The following is a 25,878-nucleotide window of genomic DNA, read 5'->3' on the forward strand; positions in this document are numbered from 1 at the left end:
AATTAGGTATTACATATTCAATGTTTAAGAATGCTGTTCATTACTTCTTTTTAAACTATTGATTAACTATCAATAGTTTTCAAAATTCATTATTCTAATTATAAAGATTAAATAGATGGCTTTAGAATGGATAAGAAGAAACTATCTGAACGAGATATATGTAGTAAATTTATCAACCCTGCCTTAGAACAAGCAGGATGGACTGCACATCAAATCCGTGAAGAAGTAACTTTTACCAATGGTCAAATCATGGTACGTGGAAAACTACATACCCGTGGTGAACGAAAACGTGCAGATTATGTTCTTTACTATAAAAAAAATATTCCTCTAGCAATAATTGAAGCAAAAGATAATAACCATAGTATTGGAGCTGGAATGCAACAGGCTTTGGCATATGCTGATTGCTTACAAGTACCTTTTGTTTTTTCGAGTAATGGTGATGGTTTCTTATTCCATGACCAAACAGGATTATTTGGAGAAGTTGAGCAAGAGTTAGGATTAGATGAGTTTCCATCACCAGAACATTTATGGAAACTGTATGAGCAATATAAAGGGTTAACTGCACCCGAATCTAAACAAATTGTTGAATACCCATATTATGACGATGGCTCAGGACGTATGCCTCGTTATTACCAAGTTAATGCAATTAACAAAACAATTGAAGCGATTGCGCGTGGGCAGAACCGCATTTTACTTGTCATGGCAACTGGAACAGGAAAAACCTATACAGCTTTTCAAATCATTTGGCGACTATGGAAAGCGGGTGCCAAAAAGCGAATCTTATTTCTGGCTGATCGTAATATTTTAGTAGATCAAACAAAGAATAAAGATTTCAAACCGTTTGGTCAGCATATGACTAAAATATCGAATCGTATGATTGATAAAAGTTATGAAATCTATTTATCACTTTATCAGGCAGTAACAGGCTCAGAAGAAGAAAAGAACATTTATAAGCAATTTTCTCCTGAATTCTTTGACTTAATTGTGATTGATGAGTGTCATCGGGGAAGTGCAAAAGAAGATTCAGCTTGGCGTGAAATTTTAGAATATTTTACTTCTGCGACTCATGTTGGTTTAACCGCTACTCCAAAAGAAACCAAAGATGCTTCCAATATTACCTACTTTGGTGATTCAGTTTATACCTATACATTAAAACAAGGGATTCAAGATGGTTTCCTTGCACCTTATAAAGTTGTGCGTATCGATATAGATAAAGACCTACAAGGATGGCGTCCTGAAAAAGGAAAAAAAGATCATCGTGGGAATGAGATCACAGATCGTATTTATAACCTTAAGGATATGGATAAAGGACTTGTTCTAAAAAAACGAACTGAACTTGTTGCAAGAAAAATCACTGAGTTTCTTATTAATACAGACCCTTATGCTAAGACAATTGTATTCTGTGATGATATTGATCATGCAGAACGTATGCGTCAGGCATTGGTTAATTTGAATCCTGAGCGAGTTAAAGAAAACCGTAAATTTGTCATGCGTATTACTGGCGATGATAAAGATGGTAAGGCTGAATTAGATAACTTTATTAATCCCGAAGAACGTTATCCTGTCATAGCAACAACCTCCAAATTGATGACCACAGGGGTGGATTCAGAAACTTGTAAATTGATTGTGCTTGATCAGCATATTAAGTCTATGACTGAGTTCAAACAGATGATTGGACGTGGTACTCGTATCAATGAAGAGTTTGGAAAAACTTGGTTTACGATTATGGATTTCAAGAAAGCTACAGAGCTTTTTAGTGATCCAGCTTTTGATGGTGAGCCTGTTGTAATTTATGAACCCAAACCTGATGAACCTGTTGTACCGCCTGATGAGCCAGATACAAACGAAGAGGATGATACAGATCGTCCTGACGATGACTCAATAACAGGTGGTGATTCTGGTGATGATGACTTTGGTGGCGGTGATGGTGAGCCACCAAGAAAATTCTATGTAAATGATGTGGCTGTTAGTGTGATCGGGGAACGAGTTCAATTCTATGATAATGATGGAAAACTGGTTACTGAGTCCTTAAAAAATTATACAAGGGAACATATCTTGAAAGATTATGAGTCCTTAGATGCTTTCTTGAGAAAGTGGAAAGGTGCTGATAAAAAGTCTTTGATTATTGATGAGTTTAAGAAGCAAGGCGTGATTTTTGAAGCTTTAGAGGATGAAGTTGGTAAAGACTTTGATCCATTCGATATGGTCTGCCATATAGCTTTTGACCAGCCTGCTTTAACTAAAAAAGAACGTGCAAATAATGTACGCAAACGCAATTACTTTACGAAGTACAATGAGCAGGCACGTCAAGTATTGGATGCATTACTCGATAAATATGCAGATCAGGGAATTGAGCCGATTGAAGATGTAAAGATTTTACAAATTCCTCCGTTTAATCAAATGGGGTCAATCATTGAAATTATTCAGTCATTTGGATCGGTTGAAGCATATACAAATGCTTTAAAAGAGTTAGGAGATCACTTATATGAGGATGCATCTTAATCACTTGATTGGTACAATTGCCGCCAAATTTTTAAGTTTAATGCAGTTGTAATATGAGCATTTCAGGAACAATTAAATCCATTCAAGATACCATGCGTGAAGATGTGGGCGTTGATGGTGATGTACAACGTCTTGGGCAGTTGGTGTGGATGTTGTTCCTTAAGGTTGTTGATGATCGAGAAAATGAACTTGCAACTTTAGCTTTATTGGAAGGACAAACTTTTAAATCTCCGATTCCTGAAAAATTTCGTTGGCGAAATTGGGCTGCCAATGATGAGGGTATGACAGGCGATGAACTGAAAGATTTTATTGATAATCAATTGTTCCCTGCATTACAAAATTTAGCTGTAGAAAATGATGACCCACGCGCTCGTGTAGTACAAAATGTATTTGCTGATGCATATAATTATATGAAATCAGGTGGTTTAATTCGAAAAATTATTAACCAAATTCAGAAAGGTTTTGATTTTAATAAATCCAAAGAACGTCATGCTTTTGGTGATATTTACGAACAGTTATTACGTGACTTACAAGCAGCAAAAAACTCAGGGGAATTTTATACTCCTCGTGCTGTAACAGCTTTTATGGCACAGATTTTAGATCCTCAATTAGGTGAATCTGTACTTGATCCTGCTTGTGGTACGGGCGGATTCCTTACTTCAGCAATTGAATATAAACGTGAAAATTATGTTCAAACTGCTGAAGATGAAAAAGTTTTGCAGAATAGTATTCACGGGATTGAAAAGAAACCTTTACCACATTTGCTCTGTACTACTAATATGATTCTGCATGGTATTGATGTACCTGTACAAATCCGTAGAGACAATACTTTATCTTACCCGTTGATTTCATGGGGAACTGATAAGCGTGTAGATGTGATCCTGACTAACCCTCCATTTGGTGGTACTGAAGAGCAAGGGATTGAAAAGAATTTCCCTTCAAAATTCCAGACTCGTGAAACTGCCGATTTATTTATGATACTGATCATTCAGCTTTTAAAAGCGCATGGTCGTGCAGCAGTAGTATTACCAGATGGCTTTATGTTTGGTGAAGGTATCAAAACAGCCATTAAAGAAAAATTAATGGAAGATTGTAATTTACATACGATTGTTCGTCTGCCTAAGTCTGTATTCGCACCTTATACATCGATTAGTACCAATATTTTGTTCTTTACCAAAGGTAAGAAAACAGAAAAGGTGTGGTTCTATGAGCATCAATTACCACAAGGTGTAAAAGCCTATAACAAAACTAAACCGTTACAACTTAAAGAGTTCGATACTTTAAAAGCATGGTGGGGGAAAGAAAGTGATGGTTTTGCTAGTCGTGTAGAAAATGAACAAGCGTGGAAAGTATCACTTCAAGATATTATTGGTCGCAGCTATAACCTTGATATAAAAAACCCCCATCAAGTTGAAGAAGATGCTAAAGACCCTGAAGAGTTATTAGCGAAATATGAAAGCCTTGAAACTGAGGTTGCTAAAATTCGTCAGCAATTAAAAGCAATTTTAGACGAAGCTTTAGGGCAATAATGCAGGATGAGTAAGATGACAGATGTTAAAAAACTCATTACTGAGAATCTAGATATTTGGTTAACGGCAGAAACTGAGAAAAAGTCGGGACGTGGGCGTAGTTCTGGCTCTGCCAATTCAATTTATGGGGTACAAAAGCTTCGTGAGTTGATTTTAGAACTTGCTGTTACGGGTAGATTGACGAACCAAAAAAAGGATGAAGATGCTAAAGAGTTGTTAAATTGTCTTTTAGCTGAACGTGCTGAATTAATCAAACAGAAAAAAATTAGAAATTCAAAAGTAAACTCTATTGATAAGAGCCAGTTTCATGTAGATATCCCTGATAATTGGGAGGTATGCAACTTGGGTTCAATATCTAAAAAATTAACAGATGGATCTCATAACCCTCCAGCTAATAATGGTAGCGGTTTTCCAATGCTCAGTAGCCAAAATGTTAATGACAGCACAATTGATTTTGAGAACCCATCCCGTTTTGTAGATCAATCTGGATTTGAAATAGAAAATGCAAGAACAGATATCAAAACAGGAGATGTTTTATTAACAATCGTTGGATCAATAGGTCGATCGGCGGTTGTTCCTCCACAAGCTCCTAAATTTGTTTTACAACGAAGTGTTGCTGTTATTCAAACGGGTATAAATTCTTATTACTTATCATTATATTTTCATTCACCTTTATGTATAAAGTACTTTTTAGAACATGGTAAGGGTACTGCGCAAAAAGGGATCTATTTAAATAAGTTGTCGGATTTACCATTAGCTTTACCTCCACTTGAAGAACAACAACGTATCGTTTCCAAAGTCGATGAGCTGATGCAACTTTGTGATCAACTTGAACAACAGCAAAATTTAAGCTCAAAAGCGCATGATCAATTAGTTGATACATTGTTGAGTGTTTTGATTAATTCATCCGATGTTGATGAATTTAAAAAGAATTGGCAACGTGTTTCAGAAAACTTTGATCTCCTATTTGCCACTGAATACTGTTTTGAGCAGCTAAAGCAAACGATTTTGCAGTTGGCTGTGATGGGTAAACTAGTAAAGCAAGATCCAGCTGATGAACCCGCAAGCGAGTTGCTAGAACAAATTTCTCAAGAAAAAAACAAGTTGGTGAAAGATGGAAAAATTAAGAAATCTAAGTCTTTGCCTGAGATTGATTTAGATAAAGTACCATTTGAAATTCCAGATAGTTGGGCTTGGGCTAGATTTTCTGAGTTAGGAGAGTTTGGTCGAGGTAAGTCGAAACATAGACCACGTAATGATCCAGCTCTGTTTAATCCACCAATTTATCCATTAGTTCAAACTGGTGAAGTTGCTAGAGCAGGAAATATTATTCTTGAATATCATTCAAAATATAGTGAAGTTGGTCTCGCTCAAAGTCGAATGTGGTCTAAAGGAACTTTATGTATAACAATTGCAGCTAATATTGCTGATTCTGCAATATTAGGTTTTGACGCATGTTTTCCTGATAGTGTAGTTGGTTTCACACCAATTGAGCCATTACACAGCACTCGATATCTCTTATTTTTTATGAAAACAGCTCGACAGCAATTATTAGAATATGCACCTGCGACTGCTCAGAAGAATATTAACCTTGAAATACTTGAGTCAGTTTATATACCAATACCTCCATTAAATGAACAAGAAAAAATAATTCAGACTGTTGATGAGTTTCTCAATATTTGTAATGCTTTAAAAGATAAAATTAAGCACGTTAATAGAATCAAGTGTGAACTTTCGGATGCCTTGGTATCAAATGCTTTAAACGATTTGAATAGTATTAGTAAGCATAAAACCACTGATAATCTTATTCAATTTGAAAAGCCAATCGAGGCTTTTAAGCAGTCGAATCAAAAAATTACTGACCAAATTGACTTGTTTGTGGATGAAAGTGTTGAAGGTGATGTGAAACTTTTGTCTTTAGCTGCTGAGATTACGTTTCAGTTGCATACCGAACCAACATTTGGGCATTTAAAGCTACAAAAGCTGATCTACTTATGCCAACAGCTAAAACATATGGATTTGGCTGCTGATTTTAAACAGCATGCTGCTGGTCCGTACGATCCAGTTATGGCTCGTTATTTGGATAAAGAGTTTAAAGATCGTGAATGGTTTAGTTATGATCCTAAGCGAGATTTAAAATATAAACCTCTCAGCAAATGTAATGATCATAGATCAGCATTTAATAAGTATTTTGCTAAAGATGTATCTGAAATTTATGACTTAATCGGACTTTTTAGAACGAGTAAGTCTGATCATATAGAAATTGTAGCAACACTTTTTGCTTGTTGGTTACGTTTGTTAGAGAAAAAGCTATCTGTTACCGAAGAGCAGCTTCTGAAAGACTTTTATGCATGGTCAAAAGAGAAAAAAGAATTTAGTCAAAATGAAGTATTGAATGGGTTGAAATGGATGAAACAGAATGCAGTAGTTCCGCTTTAACTTAGTTAAAACTTTCTAATTAATCTAAAGCACATTTATAAAAATGTGCTATTTTTTTATTATCAAACAAATCATTAGCTTAAAATCGGGGTATATGTGTCTAATCTTTCAAACAAAATAGAGGCATCTCATAAAACACTATATCAAGTACTAAATGAGCAAAAATATTCTGTTGATTATTTCCAAAGAGAATATTCTTGGCAGAAAATACATATCCAGCAGCTTGTAACTGATTTAACATCAGCATTCTTAAATGAATATACGCAAGGTGATGCACGTAAGGATGTTCAAAACTATAATAGCTATTACTTAGGTCCGTTTGTTGTTTCAGCATCTGAGGATAGTAGTCTAAGTATTATTGATGGGCAACAGCGACTAACTTCACTTACACTTTTTTTGATTTTTTTAAATCATTTTCAAAAAGATTTAAATGAAAATTTAACAATATCTTCTATGATTTTCTCTGAAAAATTTGGTGAGAAAACCTTTAATATTCAGGTTGATGAACGTCTAGCGTGTTTTAATGCTTTATTCGAGGATGGGAAGTTTACGGGTACTGATTCAGACGAGTCTTCTTTGAACATGGCTGCGAGATATGAAGATATTACCGAAGTCTTTCCAAATGAGATTACAACCTGTTTCGCTAACTTTATTGATTGGCTGAAAGAAAAAGTAATATTAGTTCAGATCACAGCTTATTCTGATGAAAATGCTTATACAATATTCGAGACGATGAATGATCGTGGTTTAAATTTAACTCCATCTGAGATGTTGAAAGGTTTTCTACTATCGAAATTTAGTGATAAAAATAAAAGAAAAAAAGCAGATGAATATTGGAAGTCTGAAATTCAAAACCTTAAATCTTTTGATAAAAATGAAGATCAAAAATTCTTTCAATCTTGGTTTCGGGCGCAATATGCCGACACAATTAGACAAGGTTCTGCGGGATCAAAAAATGAAGACTTTGAAAAAATTGGAACACGTTTTCACAGTTGGTTAAGAGATAATCCTGAAAAAGTTGATCTTAATAATTCAGATACAGAATCTTATGAATCATTTGTAAATGTTAGATTCAAGTTTTTTCTGAAAGCATATTTAGTTATTTTAAATGCTCAAAAGAATTTAACTGAAGGTTTGGAACATGTCTTTTATATTCATAGATGGGGGATTGCACCTACTCTAAGTATTCCATTAATGCTAGCACCTTTAAAATTGACAGATGATATGACTGTTGTAAAACAAAAAATAGATTTAGTCGCTCGATATATAGAGACTTTCTCTGTTAGACGCTCTCTCAATTTTAAATTGTTTTCGGCTACATCTATTCGTTACACAATGTATAGCCTAGTCAAAGAAATTAGACAGCAAGATTTTCAAGAGCTTAGAAAAATTCTTTCCGAAAAATTAGCCAAGATGGAGCAAAAAATTGATGGAGTTCTTGGTTTTAGATTACATGGACAAAATTATAGATTTGTAAAATTTCTATTAACTAGAATTACTGTTTTTATTGAACAAATTTCCGGTATGCAAACTAATTTTGTTCAATATTATGAACCATCAAAAGGTAAACCATTTGAGGTTGAACATATTTGGGCAAATAAATATGAGCGCCATCAAGGAACTTTTGCTGATAAGCGTTCATTTGAAGATTATAGAAATCGTATTGGTGGCTTGATACTACTTCCAAATGGAACTAATCAATCATTTAGAGATATGTTTGTTTATGAAAAAATTCCTCATTATTTGAAAGAAAATCTTTTAGCACAGTCTTTAAATAATGGTGCATATATTAATAATCCAAATTTCACTAATGCTAAAAATAATTTTAGGCTGAGTTTTCAATCTTATAATGTTGAGGCATTAAAAAGTCCTGATAATAAAGAGTTGTTTGTTAAAGACTATATCGATCAAAGACAGAGGTTATATCTAGAGATTTCAGAGAAAATTTGGGATGATTTCTGGAAATTAGATTCTCTAAATGAATTCCATACACCTAAGGATTTGTAATTATATTGCAAGCTTAATTTTCAATTAAAAAAATAGAGCCGTTAGGCTCTATTTTTTTAATTGAGTACATTTGATGAAATTTGTAACAATCTCGAAATACGTGTCAAAAATCTCGCATTATCTGTCATTCAGCGAAAATCATTAAATTACCAGCTTAACGCACCACCCGTTTGGTAGTCTGTTACGCGAGTTTCAAAGAAATTTTTCTCTTTACGTAAGTCCATCATTTCAGACATCCACTGGAATGGATTGTTCACACCAGCAAATTGTTCAGGCAGACCCAGTTGTGCTAAACGACGGTTTGCAATGAACTTCAAGTATTCTTCCATCATGGCAGCATTCATACCCAATACACCACGTGGCATGGTGTCACGTGCATATTCAATTTCTAGCATGGTTCCTTCAAGAATCATTTGAATGATTTCTTCTTGGAATTCTGCTGTCCAAAGGGCTGGGTTTTCATTCTTGATTTGGTTAATCATGTCGATACCAAAGTTCAAGTGCATCGACTCATCACGTAAGATGTATTGGAATTGCTCAGCAACACCATTCATTTTATTACGACGACCCATCGACAAAATTTGGCTGAAACCACAGTAGAAGAAAATCCCTTCAAGTACGCAGTAGAATGCGATCAAGTTGCGAAGCAAGATTTGATCGTTTTCAGGTGTACCCGTTTTGAATGTAGGATCACATAAAGATTGTGTGTACTTTAGGCCCCAAGCTGCTTTACGTGCTACTGATGGTACTTCACGATACATGTTGAAGACTTCGCCTTCATCCATACCTAAAGATTCGATACAGTATTGGTAAGCATGGGTATGAATCGCTTCTTCAAATGCTTGACGTAAAATGTATTGGCGGCATTCAGGGTTAGTAATGTGACGGTAAATCGCCAAGACCAAGTTGTTTGCAACCAATGAATCGGCAGTCGAGAAGAAACCAAGTGAGCGCATCACAATGGTACGTTCGTCTTCAGTTAAGCCATTTTCAGACTTCCAAAGTGCGATGTCGTGGTTCATGTTAACTTCTTGTGGCATCCAGTGGTTTGCACAACCATCTAGATATTTCTGCCAAGCCCATTCGTATTTGAATGGTACAAGCTGGTTCAAATCCGCACGACAGTTGATCATGGCTTTATCATCAACTTGTACACGCTGCGCACCCATTTCAAGCTCTTCTAAGCCCGGTGCAACATCGAGTGTTTCTAAGGCAGCAGATGCTCTTGCCAGTGAATCGGTTGAATGTTTTGTTCCACCTTTACGGGCTGTAGCGGGTTGTGCAGTTGCCACATCCGACGATGTGTTGTGTGCATCAGATACCATCTGCGTATTAACCGCTTTTTGCGAGTCGATGGACGCAGACTTGTGTTCAGGTGCAGCCGGTTTTTGCGAATCATCTTCGAAATCGTCCCAACTTAGGATAGACATATCAATTCTCTCTTCGTTGCTTATATCTGTTTTCGGACATCTCACAAACGAAGATGTCTACTATACGCTTATTCTGTGTAAGCAAAATCAAGTTTTGTCGATGAGTGCTCTTGTTTTGTTCATAAAGAGCAATATCCCCATTACTTATTTTGCTTACGCTGTTGTTTACGAATGGCTAAAAATGCGTAGACCATCGGTACATAAAAGACAATAAAGGCAAAGACCAGCACTGCGAGTCCTAACATGTAGTTATGAGTCATATGTTGCATGGTCTTTTCCTTTATTTATATTTTTTAATCCTCCCCCTTGCGCAGCAATGCTGCTCACCTTTAAAAAGGAGGGACTTCTTCGAATTCAAATGGTTTCTTGGAAGTCCGCCTTTGAAAAAGGGGGATTTAGGGGGATTTTAGAAACTCACCAAATTATTGACAAGCTTCACAATCAGGATTGTCAATTGAACATGCAAGTGGTACTGGTGCCGCTTGAGCAAAATCATCTTCAGTCACTGCTTCAGGTTTTTTTGCAACTTCGGCAACAGGTGCGCTAGTTACGACAGGAGCGCCCATGTTTGATTTAACTGCGTTCAATGCACCCGTGTTAATGGTTGATTTTTCAGCAGAAGTTGCGCCTAAAGCTCGGAGGTAATAAGTGGTTTTAAGACCACGTAACCATGCCATTTTATAGGTCATGTCTAATTTTTTACCGTTTGCACCCGAGATGTAAAGGTTAAGCGATTGTGCTTGATCGATCCATTTTTGACGACGTGATGCAGCATCCACAATCCAACGTGGCTCAACTTCAAACGCAGTCGCGAAGATGGCTTTAAGCTCTTCAGGAATACGCGCAATTTTCTGCACAGAACCTTCGAAGTGTTTCAGGTCATTAACCATCACAGAATCCCAAAGACCACGATCTTTTAACGCACGTACTAAGTACGGGTTAATCACTGTGAATTCGCCAGAAAGGTTCGATTTCACATAAAGATTTTGGAAAGTTGGCTCGATTGATTGTGAAACACCACAAATGTTGGAAATGGTTGCCGTTGGCGCAATTGCCATCACATTCGAGTTACGCATACCGTCTTTTTGAACTTTGTTACGTAAAGTATCCCAATCCAAGCGTTGTGTACGATCCACTTCGAACATACGTTCTGGGCGTGATTTCGCAACCAAGTCTAAAGAATCGATTGGCAAGATACCTTGATCCCAAAGTGATCCTTTAAATGTCTCATACGTACCACGTTCAACAGCTAAATCACTAGAAGTTGTAATTGCGTAGTAGCTAATCACTTCCATTGATTCATCGGCAAACTCAACTGCGGCATCAGAACCATACGCCAAGTTCATTTCATATAGTGCATCTTGGAAGCCCATGATGCCCATACCGACAGGACGGTGTTTCAAGTTTGAAGTACGCGCTTGCGGAACTGCGTAATAGTTGATGTCAATCACGTTGTCGAGCATGCGAACCGCAGTTTTTACTGTGCGAGCAAGTTTCTCACGGTCAAGTACACCACCTTTAACGTGTTGTACAAGGTTGATTGAACCTAAATTACACACCGCAATTTCATCTTCATTGGTGTTTAACGTAATTTCTGTACACAAGTTAGATGAATGTACGACACCCACGTGTTGTTGTGGTGAGCGTAAGTTACATACGTCTTTGAATGTGATCCACGGGTGACCCGTTTCAAACAACATCGACAACATTTTGCGCCACAAATCTTTTGCACGAATGACTTTGTGCAACATGTTGGTTTCTTTTGCAATGCCTTCATAGTAAGCATAGCGTTCAGCAAATTCTACGCCCATCAAATCATGAAGATCAGGGGTTTCAGAAGGTGTGAACAACGTCCATTCAGCATCTTCAAATACACGTTGCATGAACAAGTCTGGAACCCAGTTTGCTGTGTTCATGTCATGCGTACGACGACGGTCATCACCCGTGTTTTTACGTAGCTCTAGGAATTCTTCAATATCCAAATGCCAAGTTTCAAGGTAAGCACACACTGCGCCTTTACGTTTACCGCCTTGGTTAACCGCAACAGCAGTATCGTTGGCCACTTTAAGGAATGGCACAACACCTTGTGATTTACCGTTTGTCCCTTTGATGTATGAGTTCAAGGCACGAACTGGTGTCCAGTCATTGCCCAAACCGCCTGCCCATTTAGACAACATTGCGTTATCACGCATTGCGCCATAAATGTTGTACAGGTCATCACCAATGGTGGTTAAGTAACAGCTCGACAACTGTGGACGTAAAGTCCCTGAGTTGAATAGGGTTGGTGTAGATGCCATGTAGTCGAAGCTAGACAATAAGTTATAGAACTCAATCGCACGATCTTCACGGTTTTCTTCATTTAGCGTTAAACCCATTGATACGCGCATGAAGAACAATTGTGGTAGTTCAAAGCGGATACCATCTGAATGGATAAAGTAACGGTCAAATAAAGTTTGTAGACCTAGGTAGGTAAATTGATTTGAGCGTTCTGGTTGAATCGCTGCTGCCAATTTAACAAGGTCAAAGTTCAGGAGTTCAGGCGATAAAAGATCAAGCTCAATCCCTTTCTTTAAGAAGGTTTCTAAAGCCGCATTTTCTAAAGTATCTGTAGATAGACCTAAAAACTCTAAACCTGTAGCAACCAAGTTGTCACGTAGTAAACGTGCGGTTACATAGGTGTAGTTTGGTTCTTGTTCAATACGGGTACGTGTCGCCATCATCATGGTGGTTGAGATGTCAGACTCTTTTACGCCGTTATATAGGTTCTTAATGGTTTCATCGATGATCGCTTGAACATCAATGCCTTCTAAGCCTTCAGCCGCTTTTTCTATATGTGCTTTTAGCGCACCTAAGTCAAGGGGTTGTAGTTGACCATTTGCAGCAGTCACTTGTAGCGTTGGATGATGATGTGCACCGGTTTGTTTGCGCGCTTCAGAACGCTGCTCACGGTAGATGACATACGCACGGGCAACTTTTTGTTCACCTGTACGCATAAGTGCTAGCTCAACTTGATCTTGAACTTCTTCAATGTGAATGGTGCCGCCTGATGGCAAACGACGGTTAAACGTATTCATGACCATTTCAGTCAATTGCTCTATACGATCATGAATACGGCTTGAATCAGCGCTTTGTTGACCTTCTACAGCCAAAAATGCTTTACCGATCGCGACAGAAATTTTTTCTGCATCAAAAGCGGCAACATCACCGGTGCGTTTAATCACCTGAAGTTGACCAGGGATTGAAGTGATTATGCTCATGTTGGCATAGCTCCATTGTCATCTATTGTTATGTGTGTGAACCATTTGAACTGGACGATAAATCGTCTCAGTGTTTGAGGATTAAACACAAGAACTAGTGGTTTAAAATCGAATTGAACACAAGATACGGGAAAATTCAGGGTAGATCAATATTGACATTTTAGTAAAAATTTTTCTAATGCCTTGCAATATTCCTTTGCAAAAAAATCCCTATTTTTATGTTTCTGGTATAAGTCTTATGAGACAAGGATATAGCATAGCAAAGCTAAAAAAATGTGCTTATAGATAACATTGTGGATAAGTTTAAAAGAGCAGGATTAATTGGTTTAATCAGTCATATTCTGAACAAGAGGTGAAATCGTGCACAAAAAGGTCATTTTGTAACAAAATATATTATTAATGAAGCTGTATTTGTAACATATTTTTAAAAGTTTAATAAATTCAACACTTAATAAAAATATAACAAAAAACTACTTTGATGTATCAGTTTGGTGAATGCTATCTTGTTTACAATGTAAACGTGTGTATATTGCTGGATATGTTGAAGCGTATCCTTTGGATTTTTAAGGATACCTTAATCCATATAAAGGGGCATTTTATGAGCCAAGAAGAAAAGTTACCAAAAATTTTAATCGTTGAAGACGATGAGCGTCTTGCACGTTTGACTCAAGAATACCTTATCCGTAATGGATTAGAAGTTGGGGTAGAACCTGATGGTAATCGTGCAATCCGTCGCATCATTGCAGAGCAACCGGATATGGTCGTGCTTGATGTGATGCTGCCTGGTGCTGATGGTTTGACCATTTGTCGTGAAGTTCGTCCACATTATCATCAACCTATTTTGATGTTGACTGCACGTACTGAAGATATGGACCAAGTTTTAGGTCTAGAAATGGGTGCAGATGACTATGTGGCAAAACCTGTTCAACCGCGTGTTCTTTTAGCCCGTATTCGTGCCTTACTGCGTCGTACAGATAAAACACCTGAAGACGAAGTGGCACAACGCATTGAATTTGATGACCTTGTTATTGATAATGGCGGTCGTTCAGTGACTTTAAATGGTGAGTTGGTTGATTTCACCAGTGCTGAATATGATTTGTTGTGGTTGCTGGCTTCAAATGCAGGTCGTATTTTATCGCGTGAAGACATTTTTGAGCGTCTACGCGGTATTGAATATGATGGTCAAGACCGTTCAATTGATGTGCGTATTTCACGTATTCGTCCAAAAATTGGTGATGATCCTGAAAATCCAAAACGTATTAAAACAGTACGTAGTAAAGGTTATTTATTCGTTAAAGAGACTAATGGTCTTTAATGTTTGCCCTTAATTTTATAGGACAGCCGCGTGTTTAAACACAGTATATTCTTGCGTATTTATGCAGGGTTAGTGATTTTAGTGGCATTGGTTGCTGTATTTGGCTACCTATTGGTACAAATTATCAACTATCAACGCGCACAAGAATATCGTGAATCTTTGACCGATGGTGTGTCTTATATCATTAGTGAGGGAATCTCAAGACAGCCCAATGAGCAGCAGAAACGCGATTGGATTTCTGATGCGTCCGACTTACTTGAACTTCCTATTTATTATGTGGATTCAAGTAAAGTCGATTTGTCTCGTACCGAGCAAAAAAGAATTGATAACCGTAAAGCTGCGGTGCGTTATGATGCAGAAAATTCGATTGCTTATATTATTATTGGGTTACGAGATGATCCCAAACATTTGCTTTATATTAAAGTAGATAAAATAGGGGAGCGCCAAATGAAGGCGTTACCTATTTTTATTTTAGATTATCTGGTGTATTACCCAGGACAAGAAAAAGAATATCTTGCAAAAATTCAGTCGAATTTTTCCTATCCGATTCAAATTGAAAAAGTTCAAAACCTACCGCTTGATTCTGAGCAAATCGGTCGACTTCGATTGGATCACAGTATTATTTTATACCGTGATAATGCCACCGTGCGCGGCACCACGATTTCTATTGTTTCCCCAATGCCAAGCTCGCCTTCTGAGGTGCTGGTTCTAGGTCCTGTACCGCTCTTTAATTGGATGCCTTTCCAACTCGCGGCAGGTATTACCTTGCTTAGCCTGTTCGTATTAAGTTTAGGTGTGTATGGCTTGCTGGTGCCTATGCAGCGTCGTTTACGTGAAGTGAATTATGCATTACATCGGATGAAATCTGGTGACATGACTTTACGCTTGCCTGTAGATGGTACGGATGAGATGGCAAGTTTAGCGATCAATTACAATAGTATGTCTGATCATATTCAGCGTTTGATTGAGGCGCAGCGTGAATTGATGCGCGCAGTTTCGCATGAGCTTAGAACGCCTGTGGCACGTATCCGGTTTGGTATGGAAATGCTCGCAGAAGAAGATGATTATGACTACCGTCTACAACAAGTTGATATGATTGATAAAGATATTGAGGCACTCAATACTTTGATTGATGAAATCATGACCTATGCAAAACTAGAACAGGGTACACCTTCACTCGATTTTGAAAAAATTGTTTTATTTGAAGTATTAGATCAAGTGATTGTTGAAACTGAGGCACTGAAAACTCAAAAAGAAATTGAACTGTTGCCTCTTCCAATTAATTTGGTTGTGGATGCAGAACGTCGTTACCTACACCGTGTTGTGCAAAACTTAGTGGGGAACGCGGTTCGTTACTGCGATCATAAAGTGATTGTGAGTGGTGGCATAGATGATGCAGGAATGGCCTATGTTCAAGTTGAGGATGATGGGGCGGGTGTGCCAGAAGAAGAGCGTCAGCGGATTTTTGAGGCTTTTGCCCGTTTAGATGATAGCCGAACTCGAGCGTCGGGTGGTTATGGTTTAGGTTTGTCTATTGTGAGTCGGATTGCGTATTGGTTTGGCGGTAAAATAGCCGTCGATCAAAGTCCTATTTTGGGTGGAGCACGTTTTACCATGTCATGGCCTGCACGACGATTTAATCGAGCCAAAAATAAAATGAATATGACAAAAAACGACATAGAGCCTTAAATACGATAAAAGCACCGATTTCGGTGCTTTTTATATCGCGTTATTCGTGGCTGGTGGGGTCGGGTTCAATGAGTTTTTTGCCTTGTTTCAGATTTTCTAGCGCATCAGCATTGAAGTCGAGAAGCAAAGAATTGTTTTTAGGGTCTATAGCGTAATGGCTAATCAGTTTTTGATCACCGTTTAAGGTCTCTACTTTGTATTCATCGGCAATATGTAGAATGGCATCCAGATTAGTGGTTGCAGAAGCAAAGTCTTGGCGGAAAAGTTCGTAAATATCACGAAGGTCAAAAATGGCATTTTGGGCATCTGGATGTTTTTCAATATAGCCTTCCACATGATGCACCAATAATTGTGCAAAGAAAAAATAATCAGGTTGATGTGTGTATTCTAAGCTCATGTGTTTGTTCCTTATTCTTTGTTCTAGAGTTGCATATAGGAATAGCATAAATAGGGGGCGGAGAGCATTAGGAGATGCATGCGAGTTGCAAAAAAACACACAAAATATCTATTCGATAATTTATGTATTGGGCAATTATGGTCATGCCTTTTTATATAAGTCACAGAGTTTAAAAATTACATTAAAAGCATTTTTATGTTTTTTCAGCATAATGATCAAAATTTTGCTGTTATGAAAAGCCTGTAATAAAAATAATTTGGGTTGGTATGGACTACTCTTTGGTATAGCACGTAAATATTTGATCATTTGCGCCTGATGATAAAGTATGTGCTATGAACGAATGCTGCGGCAATTTAAATTTTACCCTAAAAAGATAAAGGTCGATTTAATGGATTTGAAAAAAATAATCACTTTTCTTTTTTTGATTTGATAAAGCGATTGCTTGGGAAGTAATGGGGCTTAAGCTTTGAAAAAAATGCAAAATGATTAAAATATCATCCAAAAGACTAAGGCTGATAAGCTAGCAAGTGAAATCATAAATCAGGTACAATTGGCGGGATTAATTTTGTGTTTGGTGTATTTGAAGGCCAATACATACATTCTTTGTTAATAAATTAGGCCTGCCAGGAGTTATCCCCGCATGAGTGCCATTACTCCATACGATTGGGCAATTATTGCCTTCGTGATCGGCGTTACATTTCTTTGCGTCTTTATGCTCACAGTTCCTTTACTCCTTGGGGGTAAGTCATGGGGCCGTGCGAAGCAAGAGCAATTTGAGTCAGGTGTGGTAGGTGCTGGTGGAGCACGCATCCGCTTGTCTGCTAAATTTTATTTAGTTGCAATTTTCTTTGTAGTCTTCGACCTAGAAGCACTTTATCTTTACGCATGGGCAACATCGGTTCGTGAAGTCGGTTGGTTTGGTTTTACCACTGTGGTGATTTTTGTTGTCGACTTGTTGATTGCTTTGATTTATGCAATTTCTGTCGGTGCTTTAAATTGGGCACCAGTAGATCGTCGCAAATCAGCAGGTATACCACTGAAAATTGGTTCGCCAAATATGAATCTTGCGGATATTACACGCTTTAATTCTATCGAAGAGTTGGTTATCGATCCTACAGGTCAAATTCCAGCTCAATCTTCTGGTCGTGTGAAAGCAAAAACACCGGCTACATCATCTATTAAGGAGTAACTCGGGATGAAATACACATTAACCCGTGCGAATCCGGATGCTGATCAATATCCACTTCAAGAGCGTCAGGTTGTTGCCGATCCGCTTGAAGAAGAAGTGAATAAAAATGTATTCATGACTCGTTTAGAGGACGTGGTACATACAGCTGTAAACTGGGGCCGTAAAAATTCGGTATGGCCTTTTAACTTTGGTACATCGTGCTGTTACGTAGAATATGCAACAACCTTAACGGGTGTGCATGATATGTCACGTTTCGGTGCCGAAGTTATTCGTGCTTCACCGCGTCAGGCGGATTTAATGATCGTTGCAGGGACTTGCTTCGTGAAAATGGCACCTGTAATTCAGCGTTTATATGAGCAAATGTTAGAGCCTAAATGGGTGATTTCAATGGGTGCTTGTGCAAACTCTGGTGGTATGTATGACATCTATTCAGTTGTACAAGGTGTGGATAAAATCATTCCTGTCGATGTGTACATCCCAGGTTGTCCACCGCGTCCTGAAGCATTATTGCAAGCATTAATGTTGTTGCAAGACCAAATTCAACTTGAGCGCCGTCCACTTTCAGCGGTGATTGGTGATGATCTTCAGCCAGTATATAAGCCAAAGATGCAGCCAGAACGTGACCGTAAGAATGCAGAACGTATTGCAGTGAAAAACTTACGCTCTATGGATGAAATTAAATAATTTTAACGATGAAATATTGATGCACCCGATCTGGGTGTAATTGTCGTTAAAGTTGACTGAATTTGTATTAAATAGGAAGCCAAGCCAATGGCTGAAACTGACATTGCTATGCCAGAATCAACGCCTGTTGATTCACGCCCAGCATTTGCAATTGTAGAAGAGCTCAAAGCCAAATTTGGTGAGAACTTCTATGTGCAAGCGACTTTTGAAGATTTTCCAACGGTCTGGGTTGAGCGCGCGCGTGTACAAGACGTTTTAATGTTCTTGCGGAAAGTTGAACGTCCATACGTGATGTTGTTCGATTTGTCTGCGGTAGATGAGCGTTTACGTACCTATCGTGACGGTTTGCCTGCATCAGACTTCACTGTGTTTTATCATTTGTTATCGCTAGAGCGTAACAGTGATATTCGTATTAAAGTTGCGTTGAGTGAGAGCGATCTCAATCTTCCAACCGCAACCAACATTTGGCCAAATGCCAACTGGTACGAACGTGAAGCTTACGATATGTTCGGGATCAATTTCGAAGGGCATCCAATGCTCCGTCGTATTTTGTTGCCAACGTATTGGGAAGGTCACCCACTGCGTAAAGAATATTCTGCACGTGCCACTGAATATACCCCGTATATGCAGAACCAAGCGAAGCAGGATTTCGAGCAAGAACACTTACGTTTTGTTCCAGAAGATTGGGGTCTATCACGCGGTAATGCCGATGAAGATTTCATGTTCTTGAACTTAGGTCCAAACCATCCATCTGCGCACGGTGCATTCCGTATCATTTTGCAGTTAGATGGTGAAGAAGTGAAAGACTGTGTGCCTGATATTGGCTATCACCACCGTGGTGTGGAAAAGATGGCTGAACGTCAAACTTGGCATTCATTCATTCCTTATACCGATCGTGTGGACTACTTGGGTGGTTGTGCGCAAAACATGCCTTATGTGATGGGTGTGGAGCAAATGGCGGGAATTACTGTTCCTGACCGTGCGCAATGTATCCGTGTCATGATGTCTGAATTATTCCGTATCAATAACCATTTATTGTTCATTGGTACTGCAATTCAAGATGCGGGTGGTATGACACCAGTATTCTATATGTTTGCTGACCGTCAAAAGATCTATGACGCGATTGAAGCCATTACAGGTTACCGTATGCATCCAGCATGGTTCCGTATTGGTGGTACTGCGCATGACCTTCCAAATAATTGGCAACATCTGATTCGTGAAATTCTCGAATGGATGCCGAAGCGTATGAATGAATACTATACAGCTGCACTACGCAACTCAGTATTTATTGGTCGTACCCGTAATGTTGCGCAATACGATGCAAAATCTGCATTGGCTTGGGGTGTAACAGGTACAGGTCTACGTGCGACAGGTATCGATTTCGATGTGCGTAAATACCGTCCTTATAGTGGTTATGAAAATTACGACTTTGAAGTGCCTTTAGAGTATGAAGGTGATGCTTACGCGCGTGTGATGGTGCATTTCCATGAAATTAATGAATCATTAAAGATTGTAAAGCAGTGCTTGGATAACATGCCTACTGGTCCATATAAAGCGGATCATCCTTTGGCTGTTCCACCGCCAAAAGACAAGACATTACAAGATATTGAAACTTTGATTACGCACTTCTTGAGCGTGTCATGGGGTCCTGTGATGCCTGCTGGTGAAGCGTCTGTAATGGCGGAAGTGGTGAAAGGTGCATCGAACTACTACTTGACTTCAGATAAGTCAACCATGAGTTATCGTACCCGTATTCGGACACCAACTTTCACTCATTTACAGCAAATGCCTTCTGTGATTAATGGCAGCTTAATGTCTGACTTAATCATTTATTTAGCGACCATTGACGTCGTAATGGCTGACGTGGATCGCTAGGGGAACGCATTATGATGATTTTGACTGATAAAAAGCCACGTGTGAATGTTGAAGGGATTTTGACTGCGGACGAAATCCATGAAATTGAACATCACATTGGTCACTACCCATACCCGCGTGCTGCATCACTGGATGCGTTAAAGTGTGTACAACGCCGTAATGGCTGGGTAGATGACGCACAGATGAATGCTATTGCTCAGCTTTTGACAATCAGTGTTGCTGATTTAGAAGGTGTAGCGACGTTCTATAACCGTATTTACCGTCAACCTGTTGGTCGTCACGTGATTTTACTTTGTGACTCAATTGCTTGCTTCTTGATGGGTGCGGAAACTTTGGCAGAAGCATTCCAACGCGAACTTGGCATCCAGTTTGGTCAAACGACTGCGGATGGTCGTTTTACTTTGCTGCCAATTTGCTGCCTAGGCAACTGTGACAAAGGGCCAACCTTAATGATTGATGAAGACACTCATGGATTGGTTGAAGTGACTTCAATTAAACAGTTATTGGAGAAGTATGTATGAATACTGAACCAAAACCAATTTATGGTGACGGTAACCCAGAAACTCATCCATTGACTTGGCGTTTGAGTCAGCGTGACGAAGTTCGTCATGCTGATGACTACGAAGCGCTTGAAGGTTATGCAGGTTTTAAAAAGGCGATTGAGCTGAAACCTGCTGAAGTGCTTGATGTCATTAAAGCTGCGACGGTAAAAGGTCGTGGTGGTGCAGGTTTCCCAGCAGGGATTAAATGGTCATTGATGGCACCCAATGATGGTGGCCCTCGTTACCTGATTTGTAATGCTGATGAAATGGAACCGGGCACCTTTAAAGACCGTTTGTTGATGGAAAAACTTCCACATCAATTGATTGAAGGTATGTTGATTGCTGCTTATACATTAGAAGCAACGCAAGGTTATATCTTCATCCGTGGTGAGTACATCGAAGCTGCTGGTTTCTTGAATGAAGCTTTAGAGCAAATTCGTGCCAAAGGTTACTTGGGTGAAAACATCTTAGGTACCGGTTGGAACTTTGATTTACACGTGCATACGGGTGCGGGTCGTTATATTTGTGGTGAAGAAACTGCATTGATTAATTCGCTTGAAGGTCGCCGTGCAAATCCACGTACTAAACCACCATTTCCACAGGTTGCCGGTGCTTGGGGTCGTCCTACGATTGTCAACAATGTAGAGACTTTCAATAACTTACCTGCCATTATTTTACGTGGCCCTGAATGGTATGTGGGTTTATCTGCGGGTAAATCGAAAGATCCAGGCACTAAAATTTATGGCGCATCAGGCAAAGTGAAATTCCCTGGTTTATGGGAACTGCCATTTGGTACGACTGCGCGTGAAGTGATTGAAGACCATGCGGGCGGTATGCGCGATGGCTTAACACTGAAAGCTTGGTTACCAGGCGGTGCATCGACTGACTTCTTGGCTGCTGAACATATTGATTTGCCTATGGATGCAGAAAGCATCATGAAGGCAGGTTCACGTTTAGGCACCTGTTTGTTGATGGTCGTGGATGAAACGCAATGTATGGTTTCAGCAACTCGTAACTTAGAAGAATTCTTTGCACGTGAGTCATGTGGTTTCTGTACCCCATGTCGTGATGGTCTACCTTGGGCAGTCAAAGCGCTAAAAGCACTTGAGAATGGCGAAGGTAAGAAAGAAGATATCGATCACTTACAAGAGCTTACACGTAAGCTTTGGATTGGTAAAACTTTCTGTGCCCACGCACCAGGTGCAATGGAACCACTTATGGGTGCACTCAAATATTTCCGTGGCGAATTTGAAGCAAAAGTAGTGAATGCTGCTGCTCAAGTTAGTCACGTAGAACAAGCTTAAGGAATTCGACTATGGCTACAATTCATGTCGATGGAAAATCGTATGAAGTCAACGGCTCGGAAAACTTGCTACAAGCATGTTTGAGTCTGGGCATCGACATCCCATATTTTTGTTGGCATCCATCCTTAGGTTCTGTCGGTTCTTGCCGTCAATGTGCTGTGACTCAATATGCGAATCCGGAAGATACCCGTGGTCGCTTAGTCATGTCATGTATGACGCCTGCATCTGACAATACCTATATCTCGATTGAAGACAAAGAAGCGAAAGATTTTCGTGCCTCTATTGTTGAATTCTTGATGACCAATCACCCGCACGACTGTCCAGTGTGTGAAGAGGGTGGTCACTGTCATTTACAAGACATGACCGTGATGACACAGCATGATCGTCGTCGTTATCGCTTCACCAAACGTACGCATTACAACCAAGAGCTAGGCTCATTCATTTCACATGAAATGAACCGTTGTATCGCGTGTTATCGTTGTGTGCGTTATTACAACGACTACGCAGGTGGTACGGACTTTGGCGTGTATGCAAGTGCATCGCGTGTTTACTTTGGTCGTCCAGAATCAGGCACTTTAGAGTCTGAATTTTCGGGTAACTTGACTGAAGTTTGCCCAACTGGTGTATTCACCGACAAAACGCATTCTGAGCGTTATAACCGTAAATGGGACATGCAGTATGCGCCAAGCGTATGCCAAGGCTGTTCGTCAGGTTGTAATATTTCTCCGGGTGAGCGTTATGGTGAACTGCGTCGTGTCGAAAACCGTTTCAATGGTGACGTGAACCAATACTTCCTTTGCGATAAAGGTCGTTTCGGTACAGGTTATGTGAACCGTGCAGATCGTCCACGTCAACCACAATTCCGTGATGGTGAAAACGTCGCAACGGTTTCAGTTGATCAAGCACTGGATAGCGTGATTGCAAATATCCAAGGCAAAAAAGTATTGGGTATTGGTTCACCACGTGCATCCATTGAATCAAACTTTGCATTACGTGAATTGGTCGGTCAAGACAACTTCTCTACAGGTCTTTCTCAGAAAGAGCAAAACTTGGTTGAGTTGGCTGCATCGATCATGCAAACCGAGGGTGTTTACAACCCAAGTATGCGTGAAATTGAAAGTTATGATGCGGTACTCATCTTAGGTGAAGACTTAACCCAAACTGCGCCACGTATGGCATTGTCTGTTCGCCAAGCTGCGAAAAACAAAGCCAAAGAAATGGCGGCAGAGCGTCGTACGCAAGAATGGTTAGCTGAGCCGGTACAGCGTATTGCTCAAGATGAAAAATCTCCGATTTACATTTTGGCTGCAACGCAAACCCGTCTTTCTGATGTTGCAACAGGTGAAGTGGTTGCTTCTCCAAATGATATTGCCCGTTTAGGTTTTGCAGTGGCTGCGGCATTGCAAGGCGAAACGGTAAATGGTTTAGATGACGATGCCAAAGCATTTGCACAAACCATTGCGGATACATTAAAAGCTGCGAAAAAACCATTGATCATTTCGGGTACTAGCTTACAAGATCCAGCGATCATGGAAGCGGCTGCACAAGTTGCACAGAACCTTGGTAATGCGGGTTTAACCTTGACAGTTCCTGAAGTGAACTCAATGGGCTTGGCGATTTTTGGTGGTCAAAGTTTAGAGCAAGCATTTGCGCAAGATTATGATGCCATTATCGTGGTTGAAAATGACTTATACCGTCGTTTACCAACAGCTCAAGTCGATGCTGCACTTGCTAAAGCGAACGATGTGATCGTACTTGATCATTCTGAAACTGAAACCGTGAAGAAAGCCTCTGTGGTACTTTCTGCAGCAAGTTTCGCTGAAGGTGATGGTACTGTAGTAAGTCAAGAAGGCCGTGCACAGCGTTTCTATCAGGTGTATGACCCGAGCTACTACAAACCAGAATTGGCGATTAAAGAATCATGGCGCTGGTTACATGCCCTTGAAACAGGTCTGAAAGGTCAGGCTATTTCTTGGACATTACTAGATGACGTGATTGAATCTGTTGCCAAGAATGTTCCAGCATTGGAAGGCATTCAAGATGTGGCACCAGATGCAGGCTACCGTATTCATGGTTTGAAAATCGCGCGTGAACCACGTCGTTATTCAGGTCGTACTGCAATACGTGCACCGTTATCTGTGCATGAGCCTAAACAACCGCTTGATATCGATTCTGCATTAACATTCTCTATGGAAGGTTATGTCGGTAACGAAACGCCAGCGGCATTGGTTCCATTTGCATGGTCTGCGGGTTGGAACTCTCCACAAGCTTGGAATAAATTCCAAGACAATGTGGGTGGTCACTTAAAAGGTGGTGATTCAGGCATTCGTTTATTTGATCGTCTGAAAAAACGTCCTGTACGTACTTTTGTTGCGCCAACACCTGTTGTCGTAAATGCAGAAAGCTTCCGTTTAGTGCCGATGCATCACATCTTTGCTTCAGGTGAATTTACGGTAAAAACACCAGCGATGGAATCTCGTATTCCAAACGCGATGTTTGCAGTAGGTGAGCAAGATGCTGCACGTCTGAATGTGCAAGATGGTCAAAAAATTACTGTGCAAGCAGGTGAAGCAACCATTAGTCTTCCAGTTCAAGTGATTGAATATTTACCGACAGGTTATATTGGTTATCCAATTGGTCTTGCACCAACGGTTTCACTTGCAGAGCCTGTATCAGTCGCGGTAGGAGTGTAATTCATGAATCAAGAAATTATACGTCAAACACCGCTTTGGGCTGAGAACTGGCCAATCGCTTACTCGGTTATTCAAGCGATTGTGATCTTGCTTGTGGTGGTGCTTGTCGCTGCGTTGATGTCATTTATCGAACGTCGTTTACTTGCATTATGGCAAGACCGTTACGGTCCAAACCGTGTTGGTCCTGGGGGCATGTTCCAAATCGTTGCTGACATGTTGAAAATCATGTTCAAAGAAGATTGGACACCAAAATTTGCGGACAAATTGACTTTCCGTTTAGCACCAGCAGTTGCCATGGCAACTGCGGTACTGTCATTTATGGTGATTCCTGTCAGCCCAACGCTTGGCGTTGCGGACATGAGCATTGGCTTATTGTTCTTTATGGCAATGGCAGGTATTGCAGTGTATGCCGTACTGTTCGGTGGTTGGGCGTCTAATAACAAATATGCGTTATTGGGTGGTCTACGTTCTGCAGCGCAAACCATTTCTTATGAAGTGTTTTTGGGTATTTCATTGATGGGTGTGGTCGCAATTGCGGGTTCATTCAATATGCGTGAAATTGTAGAAGCACAACGTGATGTGTGGTTCGTAATTCCTCAATTTTTAGGTTTCTTAATCTTTGTTGTTGCAGGTGTTGCAGTAACGCATCGTCACCCATTTGACCAACCCGAAGCTGAACAAGAATTGGCCGAAGGTTATCACGTTGAATACGGTGGTATGAAGTGGGGGATGTTCTTCGTTGCAGAATATGTCAACGTGGTTCTTATTTCAGCACTGATCGTTACTTTATTCTTCGGTGGATGGCTCGCACCATTCAACTTAGAAATTCCATTTATTCCACCCGTATTCTGGTTCATTATTAAAACAGCATTCTTTGTAATGATGTTTGTCTTGGCTCGTGGCTCGTTAATGCGCCCACGTTATGACCAAGTCATGAACTTTGGTTGGAAGATTTGTTTGCCATTGGCGTTGGTCAACTTGTTGGTGACTGGTGCTGTGATTCTGATGAATCAGGCCTAGGACAGC

17 protein-coding genes are annotated in these 25,878 nt (G+C 39.8%); 13 read left to right on the plus strand and 4 right to left on the minus strand.

Features of this window, described 5'->3' with window-relative positions; genetic code table 11:
* Window positions 1–126 precede the first annotated feature (126 nt).
* The 4 genes from hsdR (at window position 127) to BLV99_RS05425 (ending at window position 8,477) form a co-directional block, all read left to right on the plus strand.
* Window positions 127–2,502: an EcoAI/FtnUII family type I restriction enzme subunit R gene (hsdR, locus tag BLV99_RS05410; RefSeq protein WP_092688486.1), complete on the plus strand. Its 2,376-nt coding sequence runs from the start codon at window positions 127–129 to the stop codon at window positions 2,500–2,502.
* A 53-nt stretch (window positions 2,503–2,555) separates the two neighbouring features.
* A complete protein-coding gene (locus tag BLV99_RS05415; RefSeq protein ID WP_092688489.1) occupies window positions 2,556–4,031 on the plus strand; it encodes a type I restriction-modification system subunit M in 1,476 nt (491 codons plus the stop codon).
* Between the two features lie 15 nt (window positions 4,032–4,046).
* Entirely contained in the window at window positions 4,047–6,470 is a 2,424-nt protein-coding gene (locus BLV99_RS05420) for a restriction endonuclease subunit S (RefSeq protein WP_092688492.1), read from the plus strand.
* Window positions 6,471–6,566: 96 nt separating this feature from the next.
* Window positions 6,567–8,477 carry a DUF262 domain-containing protein gene (locus tag BLV99_RS05425; protein ID WP_092688495.1) on the plus strand — a complete coding sequence of 637 codons (1,911 nt, stop codon included), beginning with the start codon at window positions 6,567–6,569 and terminating at the stop codon, window positions 8,475–8,477.
* Window positions 8,478–8,623: 146 nt separating this feature from the next.
* Here BLV99_RS05425 and BLV99_RS05430 read toward each other — a convergent pair whose 3' ends face one another.
* The 3 genes from BLV99_RS05430 to BLV99_RS05440 all read right to left on the minus strand — a co-directional run bounded on the left by BLV99_RS05430 (window position 8,624) and on the right by BLV99_RS05440 (window position 13,164).
* Window positions 8,624–9,907: a ribonucleotide-diphosphate reductase subunit beta gene (locus BLV99_RS05430; RefSeq protein WP_086185070.1), complete on the minus strand. Its 1,284-nt coding sequence runs from the start codon at window positions 9,905–9,907 to the stop codon at window positions 8,624–8,626.
* Between the two features lie 140 nt (window positions 9,908–10,047).
* Entirely contained in the window at window positions 10,048–10,176 is a 129-nt protein-coding gene (locus BLV99_RS05435; RefSeq protein ID WP_086185071.1) for a preprotein translocase subunit YajC, read from the minus strand.
* Between the two features lie 153 nt (window positions 10,177–10,329).
* Window positions 10,330–13,164, minus strand: coding sequence for a ribonucleoside-diphosphate reductase subunit alpha (locus BLV99_RS05440; protein ID WP_092688498.1), 2,835 nt, complete (start codon window positions 13,162–13,164; stop codon window positions 10,330–10,332).
* 598 nt (window positions 13,165–13,762) lie between these two features.
* Between BLV99_RS05440 and bfmR the strand changes: the two genes are divergently transcribed.
* Both bfmR and bfmS read left to right on the plus strand, forming a co-directional pair.
* Complete coding sequence (gene bfmR, locus BLV99_RS05445) at window positions 13,763–14,479, plus strand: response regulator transcription factor BfmR (protein WP_004651027.1); 717 nt, start codon at window positions 13,763–13,765, stop codon at window positions 14,477–14,479.
* A gap of 30 nt (window positions 14,480–14,509) precedes the next feature.
* A complete protein-coding gene (gene bfmS, locus BLV99_RS05450) occupies window positions 14,510–16,168 on the plus strand; it encodes a sensor histidine kinase BfmS (RefSeq protein WP_086185073.1) in 1,659 nt (552 codons plus the stop codon).
* A 40-nt stretch (window positions 16,169–16,208) separates the two neighbouring features.
* Here the strand turns inward: bfmS and BLV99_RS05455 are convergent, their stop codons facing one another.
* Window positions 16,209–16,565 carry a hypothetical protein gene (locus tag BLV99_RS05455; protein ID WP_086185074.1) on the minus strand — a complete coding sequence of 119 codons (357 nt, stop codon included), beginning with the start codon at window positions 16,563–16,565 and terminating at the stop codon, window positions 16,209–16,211.
* A 640-nt stretch (window positions 16,566–17,205) separates the two neighbouring features.
* Between BLV99_RS05455 and ndhC the strand changes: the two genes are divergently transcribed.
* From ndhC to nuoH, 7 genes are all read left to right on the plus strand, one after another.
* Window positions 17,206–17,754, plus strand: coding sequence for an NADH-quinone oxidoreductase subunit A (gene ndhC / locus BLV99_RS05460; protein WP_086185075.1), 549 nt, complete (start codon window positions 17,206–17,208; stop codon window positions 17,752–17,754).
* A 6-nt stretch (window positions 17,755–17,760) separates the two neighbouring features.
* Window positions 17,761–18,438: a NuoB/complex I 20 kDa subunit family protein gene (locus BLV99_RS05465; protein WP_004651032.1), complete on the plus strand. Its 678-nt coding sequence runs from the start codon at window positions 17,761–17,763 to the stop codon at window positions 18,436–18,438.
* Window positions 18,439–18,525: 87 nt separating this feature from the next.
* Window positions 18,526–20,313, plus strand: a complete 1,788-nt coding sequence (nuoC, locus tag BLV99_RS05470; RefSeq protein WP_092688501.1) for an NADH-quinone oxidoreductase subunit C/D — start codon at window positions 18,526–18,528, stop codon at window positions 20,311–20,313.
* A gap of 11 nt (window positions 20,314–20,324) precedes the next feature.
* A complete protein-coding gene (gene nuoE / locus BLV99_RS05475; protein ID WP_004651034.1) occupies window positions 20,325–20,834 on the plus strand; it encodes an NADH-quinone oxidoreductase subunit NuoE in 510 nt (169 codons plus the stop codon).
* Window positions 20,831–22,159, plus strand: coding sequence for an NADH-quinone oxidoreductase subunit NuoF (gene nuoF, locus BLV99_RS05480; protein WP_092688504.1), 1,329 nt, complete (start codon window positions 20,831–20,833; stop codon window positions 22,157–22,159). The genes nuoE and nuoF overlap by 4 nt, the downstream gene beginning before the upstream one ends.
* 11 nt (window positions 22,160–22,170) lie before the next feature.
* Window positions 22,171–24,852, plus strand: coding sequence for an NADH-quinone oxidoreductase subunit NuoG (gene nuoG, locus BLV99_RS05485; RefSeq protein WP_092688507.1), 2,682 nt, complete (start codon window positions 22,171–22,173; stop codon window positions 24,850–24,852).
* 3 nt (window positions 24,853–24,855) lie between these two features.
* A complete protein-coding gene (nuoH, locus tag BLV99_RS05490) occupies window positions 24,856–25,872 on the plus strand; it encodes an NADH-quinone oxidoreductase subunit NuoH (protein WP_074945959.1) in 1,017 nt (338 codons plus the stop codon).
* Window positions 25,873–25,878: the final 6 nt, after the last annotated feature.

Source organism: Acinetobacter kyonggiensis (assembly GCF_900107285.1).
Lineage (GTDB): Bacteria > Pseudomonadota > Gammaproteobacteria > Pseudomonadales > Moraxellaceae > Acinetobacter > Acinetobacter kyonggiensis.